The sequence below is a fragment of the Actinospineispora spinosispora DSM 44797 genome, assembly GCF_000429025.1.
In the GTDB taxonomy this organism is placed as follows: domain Bacteria; phylum Actinomycetota; class Actinomycetes; order Mycobacteriales; family Pseudonocardiaceae; genus Pseudonocardia; species Pseudonocardia spinosispora.
Genome location: NZ_AUBB01000029.1, coordinates 46,398 through 71,183 on the forward strand (window position 1 = coordinate 46,398; position 24,786 = coordinate 71,183).

Sequence of the window (24,786 nt, forward strand, 5' to 3'; positions counted from 1 at the left end):
TGCTGCGTGCCTCGTCGGAGACCGGCTACCTGATCGTGCTGCACAACGACTTCGGGCTGGCCAGGGTCGCGGGCAACGGCCGGTTCGCCGATGTCACTCCGGACGAGCGGTTCGGCGCGCCGCTGCTGGCGCTGCTCGCCGAATACCCCGACGCCAAGATCGTCCTGGCGCACCTGGGGGTCGGGAAGTTCACCCAGCTGTCCGTGCGGCACCTGGATCTGATCGACCACATCCTGTCCGATTCCCGCTACGACCACATCGACTTCGACATCTCCTGGAACGAGGTGGCCCGCCAGCTGCTGAAGGTCGAGGCCGACGGCAGCACCCCGATCCAGGACCGCTTCATCGAGCTGATCCGCAAGCACCAGGGCACCCGCCGCATCCGCGACGTCGCGCGCGAGCACGGCTACGGGCGAGGCTGGGCGATCTTCGGGTCGGACGCGGTGAAACCGGAGTCCAACCCGCAGTACTTCCGCCACCACAACGACCTGGAACCGATCTTCAACCGCATCCTGCACGAGGTCGGCCCCGAGGCGCTGCGCGACGTGCGGCACGCGAACCTGGAGGTCCGCCTCAGCCACGCCAAGCGCGACGTGCAGCAATGGGTGTTCAACGAACTGAGCGACCCGGCCAGCCGCGCCGAATGGGACGAAGTGCTCGCACTGATGAACCCGGGCCGACGCCGCATCGTCCTTGACTGGTTCGATGCGCAACAGAACAGGCTGACCGCGACCGCGCCGGGGGCCGGACCGAGCTACACCCTCGACGACGGCACCACGCTCAATTGGCGCGACAACCGCCAGTTCCGCAGCCTGATGCGCTGGCACAACGCCGTCACCCCCGAGGTCGTGTCCGGGCGGCGGCTGTCGCTGCGGCTGCTGTTCAACGCGATGAGCGCATCCTGGGCCGAACACGTCCAGCAGAAGGAGGACCGCGACGCGGAACGCAAGGCCCGTAAGGCGGCGAAGCGCTCCTCACTGCACTACTGGACCAACGTCCACGGTCTGGGCCTCTCCGACCCCGACGGCCGGCCGTACACGGTGGAAGCGCTGATCGCGGCGCACCAGACGAAGCTGGCCGCTGACGACGAGTGGGCCGGGCGAGTGCTGGGCATGACCCAGGAGTCGGAGCTGCGCCGCATCGCCGACAAGGCGGAGGTCAAGCGGCTGCGCAAGCGACTGCTCATCAAGACGGGTATCTCGGCGACGGTGGCGCTCGGCGCGATCGTCACCGGGAGCTGGATGTTGTGGTCGGCCCTGGCCAGCACCACCGCCATCTACACCGCGTTCGAGGTGCGCGGCGCGCTGAACCTGCAGCGCGGCGGATACAGCCAGCAGATGCGGGTGATGGTCGAGTACACCTTGGAACGCGGCCAGTTCAACCTGCACACGATCCGCCGTCTGCTGCGGGTCATCCGCAAGTACGCCGTGTTCGACCGGGCCACCCCGCAGCAGCTGGCGAACTTCGACGCGTCCGCCGAGAAGTTCCTGGTCGTCGCGCAGGTGCTGATCAACATGGAGCTGCAGCCCGGTGAGACCGCGCGGACCCGCAACGAGACCTGGCTGCAGCTGTTCTCCCGGCTGCTCGACACGCTCGGCAACGACCTGGGCACCCAAGCCCAGTCCTTCCACGGGCTCAACCCGCACGGCGGGCTGCTGGGCAGGCTGCTCAACACGGCGCTGGCCGGGACGTTCGTGGTCAACTTCGTCGGCCATCTGGACGGTGCGCTCACCGGCAGCGGCTACCACGCGCTGCTCAGCGCGGCGTTCGCGCCTGCCGATCTGCTGCTCGGCCTGCCTGCCCTCGCCTCGGCCATCACCGGATGGGCCGGTTACGACATCGGCGCGCATCCGTTCTTCCGCAAGCTCAACCACCTGGTCGGGCTGCCGTGGATCACCGTGGCGAACCTGCTGCTGACCATCCAGTTCGGTTGGGTCACGCCCAGCGCGATGATCATCCCGGCGCTGGCGCTCACCCTGGCCTCCGGCTACCTGAGCATCCTCGGGCTGATCGCCGAGGCCAAGATGGGCAGGCTCGCGCCCCGGCGGGGCGCGGCGGCCAACGCGCTGCTCAACGGCGCGCTGCTGTCCTTCGGGGAGATCTCGCAGTCGCCCCAGCACACCGCCACGATGGTCCTGATCGTGATCGCCGGGATGATCGGGATGAACCTGGTGTCCCGGTTCGACCTGTGGCTGTCCCAGCGGTACACGCGTCGTTCGTCCTCCGCTGACCGGCCCGCTGACCGCGTTTCCGGCGGTGGTGGCGCGGCCACCGTCAGCACCGACAGCGGTGTCGCGCGCCGCGAGCTGGAACCACGGGCACCGGGGATCGCCGCCGAGAGCCGGTCGAGGTCCGATCACGGTCACGGCTCGGTCGGCCTCCTGGCCTCGGTCGCGCTGCCCGCCGCCGTGGCGGGCTCCGTCACCGTGGTGGCCGGCGCGGTGCCGACGATCGTGCTGGTCAGCATCGGTGCCGTCGTGGTCGCTGTCGTCGCGGTGGCGCTGGCCAGGCGGTCGGTGCCGGGCACCGAGACGCACACCGAGACACCACACACCGAGACACCACACAGCGAGACATCGGGGGACGTCGAGGTGATGACCCGGCTGCGGGAGGCCGCGGAGTACGTGGCGAACGAGGAGCCAACCCTCCCGCGCCCCAGCGGGCTGATCGCCGGAGAGCACGCCGACGCGCGGATTCTGCAGGTGGACGACGAGCTGCTCGCTCAGCTGCGCGAGCACCGGTTGCTCAAGATCGACCCGGAGCTGGGGGTGTGGATGTGGGACACCGACAGCGCCGCCGATGAGCTGCACACACGAGGGCTGGGCTGGGTCAACAGCCGCCTCGAACCGATGTTGCTGTTCTTCTGGCCGATGAACTCGCTGCTGGCCGCCGACCTCGGGCACGACCGTGCGGTGGTCGTCCCCCGCTGGGTCCTGCATCTGATGGAGGCCTACCAGGAGCAGGGCTGGCTGCCGGAGGACTGGTGGGACGAGGCGCTGACCCTGCGCGAGGGCGACCCCGAGGGCGAACGGACCAGGGCGGTGGCCTCGGCGTTGCTGCGGCAATGGTTCGACGCGGCGGCCCGCGCCTCCCTCGCCGAGACACTGCACCGGGCCGGCGCGCTGGTCGAGCGGGCCGAGACGATGTACACCTCGATCGAGCGAGCCGACGGGGAAACCATGCCGGACGCGCTCAACGAGGCGTTGTTCGTGCTGAGCCCGCTGGCCTCGATGCTCGCCCCCGCCGGTAGCGCACTCGCCGGTCTGGCCTCTCGACCGCTGCACTCCGACGAGCAGTCGAGGGTCGAGCTGGCCAAGCTCAGGGCACGCATCGACCTGCTCTACACCAGGGCGGGCGAGCTGCCCGCGCTGGTCGACGAGGTCACCCGACGGCTGCGGTCCGCGCTGGCCGACAACGCCGGGTGGATCACCCTGGAGCAGCTGGCGGGCCTGACCGACGCCCCCGCCCCGCTGGTCTTCACGGCCGCGTTGCGCGCCGAGCTGCCGGTCGAGGTCACCGAGTTCGGGATGCGGGCCGCCGGGGCGCCGGTCCGCACCACCGAGGACACCCTCGCGGAGCTGCTGGCCATGGCGCGGACGTCCGCGGCTGCCCAGCTGGCCACCGGGCTGGGCGCCCGGTACGGAGCGGATCCGAGGCCGTGGCTCACCGCGATCGAGGCGCTGCGGCGTCTCACCCGCGTCGACACCCGGTGGCACCGCAACGAGGACTATCTGCGTCAGATCGTCGCTGTCCTCACCGACACCGAACAGGGCGGGCGAGCGCTGCATCCGCGCGCCGAGCTGGCAGGCTTCGCCGCCGCGGTGACCGCGCTGCGCACCTCCCAGTCGCACGGTTCGACCAGTGGCGAGGTGCGGGACGCGGCCGGGAACCTCATCGCGGCCCTGCTGGAACTCGACCTCGTGTATTCCCCCGACGCCCGTACGGCACTGCTCGAATCGGCCGAGCACCTGCAGCGGTTGATCCGCGGCGCGGAGGATGAGCTGTTCGGCAGGTTCACGGAGGTGTCCTCGGCGTCTCGTGGCCTGTTGTGGCGCGACTCCCGGATCACCCTGCTCACCGAGATCCGAGCGACGTTCCTCGACGGCGCGGGCCCGGATGCGTTGCTCGAGCGGGCGCAGCAGGTCCGCTCGGGCCTCGAACGGGATCACACCGCCGACCAGACTGCACATCCGGGGCGCTTCGCGGGCGCCCTGCTGGACCGGCTGGCTCAGCGTCAGCTGCTCGATCTGCTGCACTGGGCCTACCAGCAGGCCACCCGGCCCGAGCCGGTGCTCGGCCCGGTCAACGCAGCGCTGTACGAAGCGGTGGCCGACCGCGACCGGCTGCTGCGCACCCGCCGCGACGAGCTCGCCGCCGAGCTGGGTGTCAGCGGGACCAGGCTGAACGATCTGCTCACCGACTACAATCGGCGCAACAAGCCGGACGGCCCGAGCACCGCCAGGGACGACCGCGGCCACGGCACGCCCGCCGCCCTGCTCGCGGTCACGCTCGCGGCCACCTCGGCGTTCGGGCTGCTAGGCACGCTCCCGGCAGGCACCGACCGCACGCTCGGTGGCGCGTTGGCCGAGCTGTTCACCAGCCCGATGGTTGTCGGGGCGGTCGCGCTCGCGGCACTGGCCATCGCCGGCTATCAGCCGGTCCGGTCGGTCATCACCGCCAGGGGGCCGCCCTCGGTGCCTACCGAGGCCGCTCCGGAGCAGGTCAGGTCGTGGTGGGACACGCTGTCCGACGGACAGCGCCAGGCATACCTCGAGACTTCACCGAAGGTCATCGGCGCGCTGGACGGTGTGCCGAGGCCGACCAGGGACCAGGCGAACCGGATCGCCCTGGCCCGGGCGGCCGACGAGCTCACCGGCCTGGAGCGCAGGCTGTCGCGGCCCCGGGGCACAGCCGGACGCCGGGGACCAACCCGCCCGGCATTGGCGACGGACGCGCCAACCCGGCCGGAGCACGAGCGGCCCGACACCCGTCGGCGAGCCAGGCAGCTGGCCCGGATCCACGAGATGCTCACCGGCATCCGCGCCCTGCAACAACGTCTGGACCAGGTCGCGAGCGACCCCTCCGCGAAGGCGTATCTGCTCGGCTTCGACACGATCGGCCGAGGACACGCGATCATCGAGATCGGCGACGACCCGGGCACCGCGGCCCACGTGGCGGTGTACGTGCCGGGCATGGGCAACCGCCTGGCCTCGATCGGCGACGGGATCCGCAGCGCGGACGCCCTGTACCGCGCCATCGTGGCCACCGGCGAGCCCAGTGTCGCGGTCATCGCGCACTGGGGCTTCGACGAGCCGCAGATCCTGCCTCAGGCGATGCTCAAGCTGTACGCGAACCAGGCGGCCCCGAAGCTGTTGCGTTTCCTGCTGGGGATTCACGCCACCAGCCGCCCCGATGTGCACGTCAGCCTGGTCACCCATTCCTACGGCACGCAGATCGGCGCCGCGCTGTTCGCCATGACCCCCGTGTCGCCGGGACTCGTCGACGAGCTGGCCATCGCCTTCGCCTCGGATCCCGACCTGGTTCGGCGGCTCGTCGCCGACTGGGTGGTCGCGGGCAGCCCCGGTATCAACGCCGCGCACACCGCCGACCTGCTGCTGGGCTCCCTCACCCGGCTGTGGGTGGCCTCGGCCGTGCGTGACCACCTGGGCAGCGTCACCCCGGTCCACGGGGCCGACCCGGTCCACCACGGGTTCGGCGCCGTCAGGTTCGACGCCGGCACCGGAGGACGCTACGGCGGTCGCTTCGGGATCGAGTACCCGCACCTGAGTTACTTCCGCCCGGGTTCGCCCGCGCTGACGAACATGGCGTTGATCATCGCGGGCCGCGGCGACGAGGTGACGTTGGTGGCCGGTCGCGGCGCGCGCACCTGGCGCGGACCGCGGCGGGGCATCCGGGTCCGGGAGATGGGCCGCCACGACGGCCCGACGCTGGACCGGGTACTCGCCGGTATGGCCGCAGCGGGCCGCTACCTGCACCATCTCGCCGAAACCGGACCGGTCGAGTCGTGGCGGCGCCTGCTGCTCGACCTCGACAGCCGAGGCCGGATCGGGCTGGTGGCCGAGCGGAAGACCAGGACCGGGTGGCAGCCCATCGGCATTCTCCACCTCCTCGTGACCGACGACGGTCGCGCGGCGGTCGCCACCGAGGTCCTCGACGAGTGGCGGGATCGGGGTATCGCGGCCCACCTGGTGCGGATCGTCGGCGAGCAGGCCCGCGAGCTGGGCGTCACCGAACTCCTCGGTGAGCTCGGGCTCGTGGGCGAGACGGTCCCCGATGCGCCGAGCCCGCCGAGCCGGTGGAGTCGCTGGACCAGCCGCGTCCAGGCCGCCTACCGGCCCACCGAACGAGGTGGCGCCTCGCTTGCGCTGATCACCGCGATCGGCCTCGGCGGGCCGATCACCTGGCTTGCCGGGCAGTCCGGCTGGTACAGCCTGCCGATCGCGGTCCGGGTGGCCGGGTTCGCGCTGGCCTTCCTCGGTGCGACGGCGATCGGGGTGGCCGCGCTGACCGCGGTCATCAGCAGGCTGGACGCGGGCGTCGAGTGGCGACGGATTCCGAAGGCGCGGGCCACCGACGTGGCGTCGGGCGTGACGTGGATCGTGGGGAACGGCGCCGGGCTGGTCGCCGCCGCGGTGCTGGCGATGTCCGGGCACGGCTGGTGGCCACTGCTGGCCGCCCCGGTCGGGATCGTGGCGGGGTTGGCCCCGGCCTGGGAGACCCGCCCCTACCGGTCGTCGGTGAGGACACCGCCGAGGGTGGCTCTCTGGGTGTCACGTCAGCTGCGCGAGACGGTCCCGGCCCTGGTCGTGTTCCTCAGCACCGGGCTGGTCGTGGGCACCCTGATGAGCCGGCTCATCCGAGGCGCGGGCAGGCTCTGGCGGAACCTGACCGCGTCGGTCGATCCGACACCGAGCTGGGAACTCCCCGGCGCGAAGATGATCCGCCTTCCGATGTTCGTCGACGGGTCCTCGATCGACCGCCCGTCGTCGCTGGTCGCGGCGGCCGGTGCGGTGGGCGCCGCGCTGCTGGTCGGCTACCTGGCCGTACGCCATGCCCCGCTGGTCCGCCGCGCGGTACACACAGCGCTGCAGCGGCTGCGCGAGCCGTTCGGCCCGGCCGATCGCGACTCGACACCAGCAGACCCGACACCCGCCGACCGGACACAGCGGCTGGCCGAAACCTACCTGGCGGCCGGACGGACGGTGGAACCGCTGCGCGCCGCCGCGCTGCATGCGGAGAGCGACGAGCTGGCGACCGAGCTGGCCAGGTGGGCCGAGACGGTGAACACGGTGCAGCGCCTCGAACAGCTCAACCCCGACTGGTTCCGGGACACCCAGGGGCTCATGCGGCTGCTGGATCCGACCAGCTCCGTTCCCTCTCCCGTGCAACGCTGGCACCTGGAGGCGAGCGCGCTCGGTCACCAGCTCACCTACCTGATCTTCGAGTTCTCCGGCACCGACCGGCTCTCCCCCGCGTCCCTCGGCCTGCTGCACGCCTACGAGCAGCTGGTCACCGCGTTGCGGATGCGGCGGAAGGGGGAGAACGGCAAGGACACCTGGCAGGAGGTGGGCACCGACCGGGAAGAGCCCGCCGTCGCCCGGATCACCGCCGTCCTGGCGCTCGACGAGTCGTTCTTCCCCGAATCCGGTGGCACCGACGCGGTGGCGCTGCGCGAGCCGTTGAAGAAGGTGGCGCGGGCGTACTCGATGCTGCTCGACGCACGTTCGCAGCTGCGTGACCAGTGGCTCCCGTCGGGGACCACTGAGCTGACCGAGGCCAGGCACACCCTCGACCTGGCGATGAAGGCCGCGATCAGGGCTGAGCCGCTCGCCACCGACCTGGACGCCACCGCGCGGGACGCCGTGCTGCGCCTGGCGTTCGCGCTGCCCGACCCGGGCGACGAGCTGGCGCTGGCCAAGGACTACCAGGATCTGTGGTGGGCGGGCGAACAGTTGGCCGCTCGGCTGCGGCTGGCCGTCGAGGAGCACCAGGGCCGGCTCGATCAGCTGGACCGGCTCATCGGTGGAGCGCACCTCGTCGACGAGGCGGTCGCCAAGGAACCGGAGTCGGTGCTGTCCCGGCTGTGGAAGCTGGACCTGGCGGTGGCCCTGCTGGGTGAGCTGGTCGGCGAGGTGCGGCGCGGCGGCACCTGGGCGCTGCACACCCAGCTGGTCGGGCTGGAGTCACGGGCGGTGCGCATCCACCAGAAGCTCGGCGCGCACGGCAAGATCACCACGGCTCAGGTCGTCGAGTTGTCGGTGCTCGACCAGCGGGTCACGCTGCTGCACAGCTTGCTCGACGCGTTGCCGCGCGACGTGCTCTTCGGTTCGGCCGACGCCTCCGTGCAGCGGCTGCTCACCGAGCTGCACGACCGGCTGCTCGACGCCGGCGCCCGCCGCGACGAGTTCCTCACCGAATACCGGGTCCAGCTGGTGGAGAGACTGTCACCCGCGCGGCCGGAGGCACGCGACCGGATCGAGGACTACCGCCGCACCGTCGCCGAGGGCCACCGTCGGCCCTCACGGGACGCCGGGTTCATCGCCACGGGCACCGCGGTGTTCGGGTCGCTGCTCGCCGTGCCGTTCACCCTCGTGGCGAAGGCCGTCTCCGACATCGCACCGGTCCTGTTCTTCGCCGGTTCGATGCTCGCCGCGCTGCTCTACGCGATCTGGCGGCACGGTCCGCCGTGGCAGCGGAGCGCACCCGGCCACTACGTGTTCCACGAGTCGGAGACCCCACCTGCGCCGGTGTTCCACGGCGAGGGCCCGCTGCATCTCGGTGTGGAGCTGGAGATCAACGTCCGGCTGTTCCGGTACGGCCGCACCGCCAGGCTCGTCGCCGGCCACCTGGGAACGCTGGGCTACCTGGAGCGGGACGGCTCGATCCGGCACGGGTTCGAGATCGTGACCCATCCGATGAGCTACTCCTGGGCCGTGGAGCACTTCCCGTGGCGGATGCTCGCCGAGCTGGCGGCCATCGGCGGGTCTCCGGTCGAACTCGGCCTGCACGTTCACCTCAGCCGGGCGGGCTTCGACTCCGACGAGCACGCCGTCCGCTGGATGCGGCTGGTGTACGGCAACCGGAAACAGGTGACCGAACTCGCCCGACGCACGTCGACCTACGCCCAGTTCGACAACCACCACCTCGACGATCTGCACCACTATCTGAACGACCCGTACGACGCCGAACGCGATGAAGCGATCAACATCCAGCATCCGGACACCTTCGAGCTGCGGGTGTTCGCCAGCACGCTCGATGCGCGGCAGCTGAAAGCGGCACTGGCGTTCGCCGAGGCGTCTGTGGAGTACACCCGTCCGCTCCCGGGTGACGGACACTGGTCCGGGTTCGCCCGGTGGGTCGACGGGCACCCCGAGTACGGCCCGCTCGCCGGGGAGTTGCGGCGTCTGCGCATCGACTCGTCGTCGACGGAGGTGGCCCGGTCGGAGGACGGCTCGGGTACCGACGCCGGTGCCGTCTCGCTCGGCGTCCTGGCCGGGGTCACCGGTATCGGGGCCGTCGCGGCGCTGGTGGCCGCGCTGGGCGGCCCCGCCGCCGTTCTCGCCTCAGCGGCCGAGCTGGCCGCGACCGCCCGCGAGCTGTACACCGAGTTCGTCGCCATGCGCACGGCGCTGACCCCACCGCACAGCGACGACCTGACCGACCACGTGGTCACCGACTTCATCCCCGCTCCGGGCACCACCTACCACGCCAACCTCGTCGACCTGATGCAGCCGGTGAGCGGCGCACTGGTCGGATACGCGGTGGCAGGCAGCAGGATCAGCGCGACGCTCGGCCGCCGCACCCGCGCGCTCGCCCGCGCGGTGTCCTTGCTGACCGGCTCGGCCGTGCTCTGGTCGGTCTGGCAGCACCAGGCCCATATCGGCACGGTCCAGTTCGCCATCGCCGTCGCGCCCCTCGCCTGGCTGGTCGCCGACATGGTCAGGCCCCGAAGCACCCCGCCGGTGGACGGGCACTCCCCTGGTGCGTTCTCCGAGGCGCCGCTGCGCGCCGAGGACCGCGACTGGCTCGCCCTGCGGTTCACGACGCTGCCGCGCCGCGCGGTCACGCGGACCGAGCGTGCGGCACTGCCCGAGAACCTGCCGCCCTGGGTCGAGGTGATGACCTCCCGGACGCTCAAGCGACTGGCCACCGGCAAGCTCGGCAGGCCGATCACCGGGCTGGATGCGTTCACCTGGGTCGACGACACCGGACCGCACACCGTGCTGTCCCCGGAGTCGCTGCGCATCAACCGCGACCCCCGCTTCTGGGCCGAGGTGTTCAACCACGAGGTCACCTTCCACCTCAAGGGCGCCGCCATCCGAGACGGCCGCACTCACGACGACGACCTGCGCTACGCCGGCCAGTGGCGCTTCCCCGCGCTGTTCACCGACACCTGGCTGCGCGGCCCGGACGGCATGGTGTTCACCAACCGGGTCAGCGACGCGGAACAGCGCAGAGCGTTCGCGGTGCTGCAGTCGCACCTGGCACGCATGTCGCGCGCCGCCGACAGCGGCGATCTCGTTCTGGGCCACGGGACGCCGCAGAAACTGTTCGTCCGCGAAGGCCTGCCCCGTCTGGGCACCGAGCTCATCCACTACCAGGTCAAGGACACCATCGACCGTTCATGGACCCTGCGCTCCGCGCACCTGTACCAGGCACTACGCGTGCTGAGCCCCAGCATTCGAACCCACATCGGGCACCTGCTCGCCGATCCGGACACCGATGCCGACAACATCCGGTCCTTGCTCAATGAGGCATTAGCCGTGCTGGACGGCCGACGGCGCGGAGTGCTCGTACTCGGAAACGTGCTCGAAGCAGTCACCACCTCGCCCAACTTGTCCGATGGGGTGGCAGTCGCCGAGGTGGCGGCGCGAACGGGGCGGCGGTACGAGGACACCGCGCAGGCTCTGCGTGTCCTGTGGCGGGACGGCGTGCTGCATCGCCTACCCGACACGCGCCCGCACGCCCACGCGCGCAGCTGGCTGTACACACTGCCGACGACGGGGAAGCCCGCTGAAACGAAAGCGATGCACAGCTCGATCATCGGGCTCCTCGATGCACTCGCCGACACGCCGGGAGAACACCGAAGCTCGGATCTGGTCGAGCTGACCAAGAGCACTGCCGAGATGACCTGGGAGCGACTCAGCACGCTGATCAGAGCCGAGCTGGTACGCAAGCGCCGCGACCCCAGCCCCGACGTGCACAACCGCCAGCAGGTCTACAGCCTGACCGCCCGAGGACACACCCTGCGGACCCTCCTCGCCAACGCCGGTTTCGACGGCGACCGGGCACTGGCCGAGCTGCGCACGGAGCTGAACCGACCCCTCCGGCTGAAACGGGACCTAGTCGGAACCAGGCGGGTCCTGGCCGCGATCGACACGATTCTGGCCGCCGCCGACAGCGGCCGCTCGCAGGACGAGGTGTTGTCCCGGGTGGGTATCCGCACACCACGGCGCTCGGACAGCGGGGCCGCCACAGCACAGTTCCTGATCATCGTCACCGCGCTGGCCGGTGGCGCGGGCGCGCTGCTGCTCGCCTCCGGGTGGCTGCCAGCCGCCGCACCGACGTGGGTGCTGGCGTCGCCGATCCTCGCGGCGGTGGCGGGCGCGGTCATGCTGACCGTGCGCCGGTCGCGGACCGGGCACGTGCCGGGCGCCGGGACGGTCGACCGGCCACGGGCACGCAGCCCGTCACCGGCCGAGGCAACGGAACACACCGCACCGGCGCCCACGAGCAGGACCGGAACGTTCCGGGTGCTCGGCCGCGACTTCCGCTGGCTGTATGCCGGCCGGGTGGTCAGCGACGCCGGGTTCGGCATCTCGTCGGTGGCGTTGCCGCTGCTCGCCGTGGAGACCCTGTATGCCTCGACGCTGCAGGTCAGCCTGATCAACTTCGTGAACTACGGGGTCAGCCTGCTGGTGACCATCCCGGCGGGCCTGCTGGTCGCCAGGGTCGCCACCCGCCGGTTGATGATCATTCTCGACCTGGCGCGGTTCGCGTTGACCGCGCTGATCCCGCTGACCTGGCTGCTCGGGCTGCTCACCATCGAGGGGCTCCTGGTGGTCACCGGGATCCTCGGCGGGCTGTACCTGGCGCACGACATCGCCTACCGCAGCTACACCCCCGAGGTGCTCGCCAAGGACCGGAGCAGGGTGGCGCTGGCCAACGCCACACTCGAAGGTGGCTCGGCGAGCGCACAGGCCATCGGCACCGCACTCGCCGCCGTCATCACCGCGGTACTCGGCCCGCCCATCGCCCTCGCCGCCGACGCGCTGTCCTACCTGGTCTCCGCCGTCACCCTGTGGCGGATCCGCGTCCCGGACACCGCCAAGGCCACCGCCCGGCCCGCGGTGTTCGCCGGGCTGAAGCTGGTCACGGCGCACCGCGTGTTGCGCGCCATCGCCCTGTACGAGGGTCTGACCAGGATGCTGTTCGGCGCGGTGCTGGTCACCAACGTGGTGTACCTGATCCGCACGCTGCAGGCCCCGACCTGGGCCGTCGGCGCGGTCGGCACCGTCGGTTTCTTCGGTGGGCTGGTCGGCAGCGTCATCGGGCAGCGGCTGGCGAAGAACCCCGGTTCCGCGTCCGGCAGGGCGCTCTGGCTGGCCCCGGTCGTCACCGGGCCGCTACTGCTGCTGTACGCGTTCGCCCCGCCGGGCGTGGCGGGGCTGGTCATGACCGCCGTCGCGATCGCCACGATCCCGGCCCTGGCGCGGCTTCGGGGGCCGCTGGTCAGCACCTACATCCAGCACGTCGTCGGCGGGGATCGGCTGCCGCTGGTCGTCGCGGCGACCAGGTTCATCGGCAACTTCGGCGCGCCATTCGCTGCGCTCGGCGGTGGTCTGCTGGTCACCGCGATCGGGCCCCGACCGGCCGCGGCGGCGGTCATGGCCGCCGCGTGGGCCGCGTCGCTGCTGCTGGTGCTGTCGCCGATCCGGGGCGCGCGGACGCTCGCCGACCTGGTGCACGTCGCCCACGTCCTGGCCGCCCGCCGGACGGGTGTGCTGGACTTCGACAGCTACCTGCCCGAACTCGATCCCGTCGACCCCACGGCTCCGCTGCTCGCGATCTCCGCGTCCGGCGGGGAGCTGTCACCGGCCGCCGCCGCGGCGGTGCGGCACGCGGCGGCCGCGTCGAAGCCGGTGCTCTTCCTCGGGCGCACCGAGTTCCTCAGGTGGTCCGGGCTGGCCGAGGTCGAGCTGCCGGCGGACTTCGCCGGTCTCCTGGTCCTGGACGGTCTGCACGATAGGGTGTTGCACGAGGCCATGGCGCACAAGAGGCCGGGCCAGCGGCTGGTCGACACACCCGACGACGTGCTCTACGTCCGGATCGGCGACTGGTTCGTCACCGATCCGGATGTGCACGCGCTGTTCGACGCCGAGGACACCGCGTCACGCGCGTCCGGGCTGCGCGTCGTCTTCGGCCGCTGGTCGGGAACCGGCGCCGACGCCGACGCCGAACTGCCCGGTGGGCTCACCGAGCTGATGGCGACCCGGGTCCTCAGCAGAGAGATCGTCGAGCTGAGCCTGGGCTGGGGCAAGGGCGCGCTGCCCGCCTCGTCGCTCGCCAGCACGATGGACGTGCCGCTGCCGAGGGCCGAGTCGGCCATCGCGGCACACCGCTGGCTCGGTGCTTTCGGTTGGTGGACCTGGCTGATCGACCCGGACGTGGTGGCGGCCGGTTTCAGCCCGCTGCTGGTGGATCTTCACCTGGCTGTGCGGCTGGATCCGGCGGGCGAGACCGAGCCCTTGTTCGTCGGGGGCTGGACGTCGAGCCGCTACGGCGGGAACCTGCTCACCCTGGTCCGGCTGCTCCGGGCGACGAACACGTGGTGGGCCGCGCCGCCGGGGTGGCACGGTCCGGCGCGCGGTGACGTGGTGTTCACCGCGATCGCCCATGCCTGGCGGCACGGCACGCTCGGGCCGCCGCGATGGGTCGAGGGCAACCTGTACCTGCGGCACGCTCAGCTGGACGGGCCGTGGGCTGAGCTGTTCGTCGACGGCGTCGAGTTCACCGTCCGGGTCGATGACCAGGGCAGATCCTGGTTGGAGAACTTCTACCCCGGGCCGGCCGAGGACGTCTCCCCCGCCGCCGACACGCTGAGCACCGCCGTTCAGGTCTGGGCGGGAGGGGCCAGGGCGGCCGGTGTCCGGGTGGGTCGCTACACCGTGGCGACCGCGCTGCACGCCGTCGACGAGCCCCAGGGGCCGGTCAAGATCATGCTGGCCGACCGGGACGGGGGCCTGGAGCTGGTGACCGGCTACGTCACGGTTGAGCTGGCCGAGCTCAGCGATGAGGTTCGCGCGACGCTGCCTCCTCAGTACTCGGGTGCCCTCGACTTCGCGTTGCTCATCGCACCGGAGCTGCCGAGGCTACGTGGGGCGGGAATCGCGACCTCGGCCACCACCGACCTCGCCGAGGGGGCTGTTGTGGTCGCCGCCGCCTATCCGGGCCGGAGGTTCCGGGCGAACGTGGGCCCGGTGCGCGGCGGCCAGATCCGGCTGCCCACCTCGCCTGGGTACTCCGGTGCTCCGCTGTTCGCCGATGACCTGCTCACCGCGCTGCACCTGAGCACGGATCCGTCGGGTGGCTCGGTGACGCTGCGCCGCGCCGCACTGACCGAGGCCATCGCCGTCGCCACCGCCAAGGCCGAACGTCAAGGCCTGCTGCCCCCTCCCGACGAGTTCGCGGCGGCGTTCGATCCCGCGACGGGGCGCCCGGTCACGGTGGACGGCGCGCGCTCGGCGATCGTCAACGAGGTGCTGGACGAGCTGTACCGGGCGGGACGTCTCGTCGAGGCCGGTCCTGAGGAGCTGCGCACCGCCAGCCCGGACGGGTTGTGGGCCGACGCCGGCATGGCGCTGTGGTTCGCCGACGGGTTCACCGAGCTGCTCGCGATGCGGCTGACCGAGGCGGGCCTGGACCCGATCGTGATGGTGTACCTGGTCAACGTCAGAACCCGCCGGGTGTTCGCCGACCAACGCCTGTTCCCACAGCTGTCCGAAGACACGCTGCGGTTCCTGGAGCGGCACGAAGCCCATCACGTCCGGGACGGCGGGCGCCCCGGCCATGACGAACAACGGGAATGGCGGGATCATCCGCCCTCCGCGCCGGTCGCCGAGGTGCTGACGCTGCTCGCCCGGCGGGTCGGTCAGGAGCTGGCTGCGGTCACCGGGCTGCGCGACGAGTTGAACAATGCGGTCGAACTACTCGCGGACTCCGGCAGGTGGGTCGAGCTGGGGCTGGCCGAGAACGCGCTGTTCTTCCTCAACACCGCACTGGGGGACCTGACCCGCATCGGCGAGTCGCTGACCCTGCCCGGTGCATGGGTGCTGACGCAGGACGACCGGTTCGCCGCGCTGCTGGAGACGACCCGGTTGGAGGCGGGCGAGCTGACCGTCGCGATGAGCCGCGCCCCGGGACTGTTCCGGCTGGCCCTGCGCACACACGCCGCCCGGGCTCTGCTCGGCGAGGGCGCCACCCTCGGCGAGCTGGCCTCGGAGGTGAGCGCCCCGGCGGAGGTGATCGCCGAGGCCGTCCGAGCTCACCCGAAGCCGGCGAGCCTCGGTGTGTCGCCACCGTCGACAATCACTGACCTACCGTGGCCGACGGACGACATCGACCAGTTGATCACCATGTCCGGCGCGTGGCTGATGGCCGAGCACCGTGAGCTGACCGTCGACGAACGTGCGGCGTGGCTGCCCGAGCTCATCGCCCGCGCCTCTGCGTCAGCCCCGGTGCTGGTCACCGAGCAGCTGCGCATCCACCAAAGCGACATCGACCTACCCGCTCCGCTGCTGATGCTCGGCCCCGGCGATGTGCCGACGACGACGCTGCGGCTGGTGTTCCACGCGGCGGGCCAAGGCCGGTGGCGGCTGACGAACCTCTACCCGACCAACGCCGAGGCCGTGGCCGCGCCGCGCTTCCCGCCCGGATCGGTGGTCGAGATCGCGGTGGATCATCGGGAGGCGTCGATCAGGTTCGGCAACGGTTGGGTTTCCGGCCCGGACCGAATCGTGACCACCCTGTACTCGCTGTTGAACGTGGCCGAAGGAGCCGTGCGGTCACCCGAAGCCGCTCACGAGCTACTGCGGCGGTTGCGCCCGACACTGACCGTGAACGGCAGAGGGGTGACCGATTGGTTCTTCCCCGACAGTGCCTCGTTCGGCGAGGACGGCCTCGACGCCGACCGGGCCGGTGAGCTGCTGCGGATGTTCCTACCGCCATTCCCGAGCGTGCCCTACCTCGTGGTGCTGCACGTCCCGGGACTGCACGCCCCGGTACTGCCGGTCGCGGCTCGGCGGGTCGAGGCCGGTGCGGAGGTGACGGTGGTGGCCATGAACGGTCAGGGCGAACCGGTTCCGCATCAGGTCCCGGTGCTGGCCGTCGGCCCCGCGTCTCTTGTGGTCGCCGCACCGCTGACCATGCTCGACGTGGGTAGCCCACTGCTGACCGCCGACGGCCAGGTCATCGCCATGGTCAGCACTCTGGACCCGGAGACCGGCTGGGCACTCGCGGTGCCGTCCCCGCTGCTCGCCTCGGTGGCGGCCAACGCGAACGCACTGGCCTGGGGCACGCCGCAACAGATGCTGAACTCCGTGGTGAGCGACATGGCCAGAGCCGAGGTCTCACTCGGCGCGGGTGACATGTCCTCGGCGCGCCGGGCCGTGCTCGGGATCGAGGTCGCGCTCGACCACGCGGCCCAGGCACTCGGCACCCGACGAGCCGGCGCCCTGGACACCGAGACCTACCAGCAGCTGTTCGACCAGCTACGCGGCCATGCTCGACATTGGCTCAGCTACCTGCGCAGGGCCCGAGCCTCGGCGTTCGACACCGACGCCGCCGAGCGCGCCTTGGGTACCGAGCGCGCATTGGCCACCGCCGCGACCGCCGAGGGGTTCTACTCAGCGGCACCAGCGCTGGGCGATCCGCGTGCCTGGCGGCTACACGCGTACTACCCAGATTTCGGGGACGACGCGGACTTCTGGGAGAAGTACCGCGACGTCCTCACCCCACGACCGGGCGACCTGTCCGCCACACACGCCAGGACCCACGCCGTACTGACCACGCTGCTGGACCAGCTGCCCGCCGACCAGGCCGACCCGCTGGCGCACGTCTTGCGCTTCTGGGTCTGGCCGCACGCACCACCGCCGGGCCTCGTACCGCTGCTCGAAGCGGAACTGCCGACCGTCGTCTCCGACACCGCGGCACCGGCGCTAGCCGCCGCCCGCTACTTCCTCAGCCGCGCCGATCCCCGCTAGCTTCCCCTGATCAGCGCGGAAGGACACACGGGACTTCGCAGAGCGTCATGTCGCGTCGCAGACGTTGCAGTGTCTGCGACGCAGCATGACGCTCTGCGAGGTGCTCCTGGCGCGGGTCGGGTCAGGGAGTGAAGAGGGCGGGTGCCGCGCCTTGGGCTCTGAGGAGGGCCACACCGATGCCGGCCAGGCCGGTGAACAGGCCGGGGACCTCCAGGTCCGGGGAGAGGCCGCAGCGCCAGTCGCGGCGCACCACGTCCGCCGCGACGGTCGCGGCGTGAGCGTGCACGTGCGCCCATAGCGCCGGGTCGCGGCGCTGCTCGGCGACCGTCACCACCAGCTCCAACGCGCCGGCGTCGCCGTGGCACAGCGAATGCCCGTTGCCGAAGCCGGCCCGCAGGGTCGTCTCCAGCGCGGCGTCCAGGTCCGCGCGCAACGACGGATCGTCGCGGTGGCGCAGCAGCTGGGCCCGGGCGAGGCCGATGCCGGGCGCTCCGTGGCACCAGGCGACCGGGAATCCCATGCCGCTCCAGTCGCCGCGCCGCTCGACGGTCAGCCCGTCCGTCACCTCCAGGTTCCGCAGGTCCCGCCAGTTCCCGCGCACCGGATCGAACAGCTGCCGCTCATAGTCGGCGGCGGACACGGCGTGGTCCAGGTAGCGCTCCTCGCCGAGTATCTCCGCCGCGTGCACCAACGCCGAGGCGATCCCGGCCGCCCCGTGCGCGTAGCCGGCCAGCGGCCGGTCCGTCAGGCCGACCTCGCGCATCTGTCTCGGCAACCAGGCGCCGCGTTCGTCCCTGGCCGCGACCAGATGGTCCGCGGCACGGCGGACCGAGTCCCGGATCCGGCCGGTGCCCCGGCCTGCCCGGTGCACCGAGGCCAGCCCGATCAGCAGGCCGGCCGAACCCTCGATCACCGCGTACTGGTCGTCCCGCTCGACGAGCGGATCGACGCCGGCGGCCAGCTCGACCGCCGCGTCGACCAGCGAGTCGTCCGACCACAGCCGCCCCAGCTCGGACAGCGCGTAGAGCGCGCCGCCACAGCCGGCGAGGCCGAGCTGGTCGAGCTGCCCGCGCCCGATCTGCACCCGAGCGGTCGCTACCGCCCGGCGCGCGCGGTCCGCGTGCTCGTCGTCGGCGATGGACCGGGCGAAGTGGCCGAGGAACAACGCGATACCCAGCCCGCCGGTGTACAGGTCGGGCCCGGTCAGGCCGACCTGCCAGTTGCGTCCCGAGGTGTGCACGCCCAGCCAGACGACGCCGGTGTTGTCCTCGACGGCCAGCTCCGCGAGGCGTTGCGCCACCACAGCCGCGGCGTCGAGCGGCGCGGACGGTCCAGCGGGCTCGGCAGCAGGGACGGCAGCTGGGGCAGGGGCGACGGGCACGGCAGCGGAGGCAGCGGCGGGCTCGGTGCCGGTGGCAGTGGGCTCGGTGACGGTGGCAGTGGCGGCGGCAGTGGCGGGCTCGGCAGCGGCGGAGGAGGCGGGGGCGGCGGGCTCGCGGGTCATCACGACGGGCTCGTCCCAGCGGACGCCGTTGCTGAGCAGGCAGGCGCGGATCAGCCAGGTCTGCCGGGCCAGGTCGGCGGGGCCGAGCCGGGCCAGCTGGTCGGACACCATTCGTGACCCGGAGATGACACCGTCGCCGGTGACCGGGCCGCCGTACTCGTCCCTGACGACAGCCTCGTCGACGGTCGCGGTGAACATCGGGATGTCACCCCGCCACAACGCGCGCCGCTCGGCTTCGGTGAACGCGGCCAGCGCAGGCCGGCGTGCCACCTCCCGCCACAACAGGTCGAGGTGCCGTTCGGTGTCCCACCGGTCACGTAGCAGCTCCGGGTGACACGACATGTTCAGCAGCACCCCGTAGCTGGCGGTGTCGCGGACCAGCACCCGCACCTGGTCACCTCGGAAAGCCGCGAGCGGACCGTCCGGTGCGCCCAGCTGCCCGCGATCGCGGCAGAATGCCTGGTAGACCTCGGTGAAACCGTCCACTACCGAACCGGTGTAGTCACGCAGGCGCGGGGTGGTGCCCGGCTCGTCGTCCTCGGCCGACAGCTGAGCGCGCCGCAGCTCGATGCGCATCTCGTCAGTTCCCGCGGCCACGACGTGCGGCAGGGTGATCTCGCTGTGGGTCGGTCTTCCGTTCATCCCGGCGGCATCGCCCGCCCAGCCGACCGCGCCGGCCGGCAGCAACCCGGCGTGGATCACCGAGCCGGCGAGCAGTTCGGTCGCCGTCGCCTCGCACGGGGAGTCGTCCCGGGAGCGGTTCGCGGCGGGCACCCGAGGGGCCAGGAGCGTCTCCAGGTCGATCAGCACCGGATGCTCGCCGTGCACCACGAGGTTCTCCGCGTGCATGTCACTACCGCGCAGCAGATACAGCACGGCGAGCAGCGCGCCCTGCCGTCGGTAGAACGTGTGCAACGCGCGCTCGCCGGTGCACGGGCGTGTCTCGACGAACTCCATCCAGCCGTACTCACCCCGGTCCAGGCAGCGCACGGTACGCAGGTCCAGTCCGTCGACTCGGGCGTTCACCCAGGTCAACAGCTCCTGGAAGTGCACGTCCACCCCGAACGGACGCGGTTTGTACACCACTTTCGCGCCGCCGGAGAACTCGACCACGGCGACCGAGCGGCAGCCGCGATGGGAGTCGCCCGCCTGTGTCGTCACCGAGGCGACCGGGCCCTCGCCCAGCAGCGACAGATCGGTCACCAACCGGTGCAGCAGCTCCGCCGCATACTCGGTCCAGAGCCGCCCGACGACCGTCAGCCGGTCCGCGAGCACCGGGTACCTCCGGTAGAACGCGCGCCTGCGCTCGGGTTCGGTGAAACGGCCGACGAAGCAGGCGAGCCTCGCCTCGCCGGAATCGCCGGTCAGTGCCCCGGCCAGCCGCTCGCGTGTCAGCTCCGCGAGCATCGCGCGGCGCAGCAGCTGGTCGAGCCTGCTGTGCAGGCCTCGCCGGATCAGCTCGTCGACCAGCCCGGCGGGTAACCGTTCCCGGGCCTGGGGGTCGGCATCGGCCAGTACGGCCTCGAGCCGGGTACGCGCGGCATCGGTCAGCCTGCCCGCCGCGACCGCGAACGGCCGATGGGCATCGATCGACTCCGCGCCGGGTTCGCAGAGCCGTTCGACGGCGTCCGGGTCACATCCTTCGGTGGACAGCAGGGCGTTCAGTCGGTCCTCCGACCAGCCGCCGGTGGCCAGCCTCAGGCGCCACAGCTCCTCGCCGCTGAGCACCGCGCCCGGGATGGACGTGCCGTTCGGATCCGAGGATCCGAACGGCACGCCGGCTCGCCATCGGGCCAGCCGTACCGACTCAACCACCCGCGATCGCCGCCGTCTCCGGCTTCAGGTGCAACACGTGGGGAAGCCGCTGAACCAGGTGTGCGGAAACGCGCTCCGTTGCTGCGCGTCTTCGATCTCCAGAAAACTCGAACATTCTTCTTCCAGTTCACTCAAAGAATAAGAATGGACTGGATCGGTCGCGTTCGTTTCCATGACGGACAGGCTCATACCAATGACTTCCTTCGCCAGATGATCAAAACCAACCGTAAGCAATGGCGATACTGCACCATCCGGCACGGACTTAACACCTCGCTTTACAGAGCCTTATCAGTCGCCATTCATGGTATCTAAGTCCACTTTCGTCGACCGATTTCCGCCGCCGCCCGAAATTTTTTCCGGATGCCGCGGCATCGGGGATCAGCTCTGGCCCTCACCGGCCACGGCCGGCACCGCCTCACCCGCCGCGACCAGAAACGCCTCGCTGAGCAGCTGCCCGCACGCACCGCACTCCAGCAGGCGGTCCGGACCGTCCTCGGTGACGACGAAGTACTCGACGTAGCGGTGCGGGCACCTGCCCCGCGCCCATCGCCGGGCAACGGCATCCCAGTGGCCGTCGTCGGTCAGCCGGTTCAGGTCCTCCATCGCCTCCGGATGGCTCGATTCGCAACGCACGAACTCGCCGTACTCCGCATCGGACGCCGGTTCCCGCCAGTAGCAGTACCAGCCGTACTCGTGGCATTCCGCCTCGCCCGGCCAAGCTCCCGTCCAGACGTCCCGCCCGCAGTCGTGGAAGCCGCTGTCCTGGGCCACACACATGAGCCTCTGGCCTCCGGTGCGCAGGCACAGCGCGATTTCACAGCCCTCACCATGCGCCTGCCCGATGCCTGCCCCGCAGCTCGAGCAGTGGAGCACCCGGTCGTCCCTCATCGTGGTCCCCCTCGTCGCCGGGCGGCCCATCGATGTATCCAGGCCCGCACGCGATACACGATATTCGGCTGGTCCGACATTTTCGCTCACGACCGAGCTACCGGGCGCGGACGGAGCTCCTCCTCACGAGACGACTCCCCCAGTCGACGCTGTGCTCGCGCAGGTGGTCGAGAAAGCTTGCCGGGTCGAAGGCCCGGGCCGGGGCCAGGGCGCCCGCGTCGGCACCGTCGGCGACCAGGCGACGAGCGCCCTCGACGGCGCTCACCGCGGTGAGCCGGTACGCGTCCGAACCCTCACCCAGCCCGTTGCGCGGCGTCCGTTGCGGGCGACGGCCTCGGCGACCATCAACCAGCGCGAAGCCCTGCTCTCCATGGTGCCGTGGACCCGGTCCGCTGCCACGTGACGCGGAATGGTCACGACGCCAGGCAAACCGAACGATCCCAGAGCGAGCGCCTCGGACCGTCCGAACACCTGGGCGGACAGAACCAGATGACCACGCTCGGCGCCCGCGAGGTCGGGCCGGGCAGGCGCAGGTCGGCGATCAACAACTCGGCGATGCACGAGCCCCGGTGCTCCGCCGTCAGGTGAGCGACCAGGTCACCGAGCCCACCGGGTTCGCCAGAGCGGAACTGCCGCACCGGCTCGCGGACCGGATCAGCGGCAACGCGGTCTCTGCTGGCACGCTGACCGGGCCCTGTCCCCCGCCGCGTCGCCTCCGAGGACACGCCACCGTGCGCCACCGCCAGCCGTCCCATCGGTCATGACCGGAGTCGCCGAGCGCCCATTCTCATTAATGTTAAAAAGTTCTTAACGAATTTGACTTCTCCGGCAATTAACTAAGACCTGTGGCGATTCACGCAATTGTCTGGCGATCATCTACTATCCGCCGCATGGAATTTCTGGACCTCGCCGAGAAGAACTGGCCGTTCCTGCGGCGGCTCACCTCGATTCACACCGCCGTCTATCGGGCGACCCGAGGGCTGGTCGGCCATCGAATGCCCTTCGTCCCTCCGATGCTGCTGCTCGACCACGTCGGCGCGCGCACCGGCATCCACCGCACCACACCGCTGGCCTACACGGTGGACGGCGACGACATCGTGATCGTCGCGTCCAAGGCCGGCTACCCGAAGCACCCGAGCTGGTACCACAATCTGCGCGCCGACCCGGACACCACGATCCAGATCGGCCGCGAGCGGCGACGGGTACGGGCGGTCGTCGCCGATCCCACCCAGCGAGCCAGGTTGTGGCCCGAAGTCCTGCGGACCTACTCCGGTTTCGCCGACTACCAGAGTCACACCGACCGTGAGATTCCCCTGGTCATCCTGGAACGTGCCTGAGCGATGAGTTTCGTTCCGCATCCACGTCCTACTAGTCGAGTTGGATGACAGGGAGAGGTGCGGAATGGACATCCCGCAGGGCGATCTGAGGCTGCTGAGGACCGACACGGCGGTGCGGCTGCTCCGGTCGGCGATCCCGGCGCGACTGGGTTATACGGCGACCGACGGAACGCCGAGGGTGGTGCCCACGTGGTACCACTGGACCGGCGACGAGCTGGTCATGGCCGCCTACACCTACTGCCCGCCGCTCGGGATGCGCACGCCGGCGCGGCGGCTGGGCGCGCTGCGTGCCCGGCCGGTCGTGGCCGTCACCATCGACAGCGAGCCCCAGCCACCGGAGGTTCTGTTGCTGCGCGGGCCGGTGTCGATCTCCGAGGTGGCCGGCATGGTGCCCGAGCAGGCGCTGGCCGCGCGCCGGTTCCTCGGTGAGCAGGGCGGTGCCGACTACGTGGCGCAAGCCGACCATCCCGAGACGACCATGGCGCGCATCGTCCTGCGCCCGACCTGGGCCGGGCTCCTCGATTTCCGGACCCGTGTTCCCGCAATCGCGGCGGGCTAATACCCGGAGGGGGCGGTTTCGTCGAACGAATGGTTCTCGTCTCCGCGCAACGCGGGACTGAACACGCAGATGAGTCGCATATCGGTCCGGGTCACGAGCCGGTGTTCCTCGTGTCGGTCGGGGGCATAAAGCGTTCCGGCATCGATGTCCCATCGCCCGGAATCAGTGTGGACCTGCCCGCTTCCCTCGATGCAGTAACACGACTCGAGATGCCGGTCGTATCGCATGTACGACGTGGTGCCGGCGCGCACACAGGTGTCGGTGACGGTGTATCCGCGTGCGTCCGAGGCCACGACGAGGCGCCGGCTGGTGCTCTTGCCGTTGTCCACGTCGTGATCGGTGCCGATGACGTCGTGCAGCTTACGGACGATCACGCGATCACCAGCTCCGTCGCCAGCCGTTCCATCCGCCGCGCGGTTTCGACCGCCAGCGCGGGGGTGATCTGCAGGTGGGTGACCAGCCGGATCGCGTGCGGTGGCCGCAGCGAGGCGATGACGCCGACCTCGCGAAGGCGTTCGGCGACGAACCGAGGCGAGCCCAGCTTGCTGACGTCCACGACCACGATGTTCGTCTCGACGTCGTTGATCACGCGATAGTTGTCCGACATGGCCAGTTCCGAGGCGAGCAGCTGGGCCGTCTCGTGGTCCAGCACGAGACGCTCGACCAGGGTGTCCAGGGCGACCAGCGCGCAGGCGGCGATGACACCGGCCTGGCGCATACCGCCACCGAGCACTCGCCGGTGGTAGCGCGCCTCGTCGATGAAGTCCTTCGGACCGGCGAGCACCGAACCGAGCGGGCACGCAAGGCCCTTGGTGAAGTCGAGGTAGACGGAGTCGACCCCCGATGTCAGGTCGCTCCACGATGTGCCGAGCGCAGCGGCGGCATTCGGCAGCCGGGCTCCGTCGAGGTGGACGGACAGCCCGTGCGTGCGGGCCACGGCCGCGATGCCCGCCTGGGTCCTCGGGTCCAGCACGCTGCCACCGGCCAGGTTGTGGGTGTTCTCCAGCCACACCAGCCTCGGGCGCGGTCGGATGACGTCGCGCGGCCGCACCGCGGCGTCGAGGTCGCGTGCCACCAGATGACCTCGGGCACTCGGGACGATGGTGGGGGTGACACCCGCGACCCGGCTGAGCCCGCCTGCCTCCGCGCGCAGGACGTGCACGTTCGCGTCGAGGAAGACCTCGTCCCCCGGCCTGCAGTGCGTCATCAGCGCCACGAGGTTCGCCATGGTGCCGCTGAGCACCAGCATGGCCGACTCGGTTCCCGTCAGGGCCGCGATGCGGTCCTCGAGGTGCCGCACCGTCGGGTCCTCGTGGTAGGTCTCATCCCCCAGTTCGGCGTCCGCCATCGCCCGGCGCATCGCGTCCGTCGGCAAGGTCTGGGTATCACTACGCACATTGA

At 70.9% G+C, this 24,786-nt stretch carries 10 protein-coding genes (1 of these 10 cut by a window edge); 4 read left to right on the forward strand and 6 right to left on the reverse strand.

Annotated elements, in window-relative coordinates; genetic code table 11:
• Window positions 1-17,282, forward strand: the 3' portion of a protein-coding gene (locus G406_RS46865) for an MFS transporter (protein ID WP_037076671.1). The gene continues 46,228 nt to the left of window position 1, outside the view; only the last 17,282 of its 63,510 coding nucleotides appear in the window; the start codon falls outside the window, past its left edge; it ends in the stop codon at window positions 17,280-17,282.
• A gap of 121 nt (window positions 17,283-17,403) precedes the next feature.
• Here G406_RS46865 and G406_RS0114680 read toward each other — a convergent pair whose 3' ends face one another.
• From G406_RS0114680 to G406_RS53985, 3 genes are all read right to left on the reverse strand, one after another.
• On the reverse strand, window positions 17,404-20,601 hold the full coding sequence (locus G406_RS0114680) for a type 2 lanthipeptide synthetase LanM family protein (RefSeq protein ID WP_156934876.1): 3,198 nt from the start codon (window positions 20,599-20,601) through the stop codon (window positions 17,404-17,406).
• A 24-nt stretch (window positions 20,602-20,625) separates the two neighbouring features.
• A complete protein-coding gene (locus G406_RS56815; protein WP_156934877.1) occupies window positions 20,626-20,859 on the reverse strand; it encodes a hypothetical protein in 234 nt (77 codons plus the stop codon).
• A 120-nt stretch (window positions 20,860-20,979) separates the two neighbouring features.
• Complete coding sequence (locus G406_RS53985; RefSeq protein WP_156934878.1) at window positions 20,980-21,489, reverse strand: hypothetical protein; 510 nt, start codon at window positions 21,487-21,489, stop codon at window positions 20,980-20,982.
• 163 nt (window positions 21,490-21,652) lie between these two features.
• Here G406_RS53985 and G406_RS0114690 point away from each other — a divergent pair, with 163 nt between their 5' ends.
• Window positions 21,653-21,892 (forward strand): hypothetical protein, encoded by a 240-nt coding sequence (locus G406_RS0114690; protein WP_156934879.1) that lies wholly within the window; start codon window positions 21,653-21,655, stop codon window positions 21,890-21,892.
• Window positions 21,893-21,902: 10 nt separating this feature from the next.
• On the opposite strand, the gene G406_RS46875 is transcribed toward G406_RS0114690, so the two are convergent.
• The gene (locus G406_RS46875) at window positions 21,903-22,244 is read right to left on the reverse strand and encodes a hypothetical protein (protein ID WP_028934450.1); all 342 of its coding nucleotides are present in this window, start codon (window positions 22,242-22,244) and stop codon (window positions 21,903-21,905) included.
• 135 nt (window positions 22,245-22,379) lie between these two features.
• Here G406_RS46875 and G406_RS0114700 point away from each other — a divergent pair, with 135 nt between their 5' ends.
• Window positions 22,380-22,826, forward strand: coding sequence for a nitroreductase family deazaflavin-dependent oxidoreductase (locus G406_RS0114700; RefSeq protein ID WP_037076674.1), 447 nt, complete (start codon window positions 22,380-22,382; stop codon window positions 22,824-22,826).
• Window positions 22,827-22,890: 64 nt separating this feature from the next.
• On the forward strand, window positions 22,891-23,385 hold the full coding sequence (locus G406_RS0114705) for a pyridoxamine 5'-phosphate oxidase family protein (protein WP_028934452.1): 495 nt from the start codon (window positions 22,891-22,893) through the stop codon (window positions 23,383-23,385).
• Here the strand turns inward: G406_RS0114705 and G406_RS0114710 are convergent.
• Together G406_RS0114710 and G406_RS0114715 are read right to left on the reverse strand one after the other, a co-directional pair.
• Window positions 23,382-23,759 (reverse strand): ectoine synthase, encoded by a 378-nt coding sequence (locus G406_RS0114710; protein ID WP_028934453.1) that lies wholly within the window; start codon window positions 23,757-23,759, stop codon window positions 23,382-23,384. The two genes, G406_RS0114705 and G406_RS0114710, sit on opposite strands and share 4 nt — an antisense overlap.
• Window positions 23,756-24,781, reverse strand: a complete 1,026-nt coding sequence (locus tag G406_RS0114715; RefSeq protein WP_211241153.1) for a threonine aldolase family protein — start codon at window positions 24,779-24,781, stop codon at window positions 23,756-23,758. Before G406_RS0114715 ends, G406_RS0114710 begins: the two co-directional genes overlap by 4 nt.
• Window positions 24,782-24,786 lie beyond the last annotated feature (5 nt).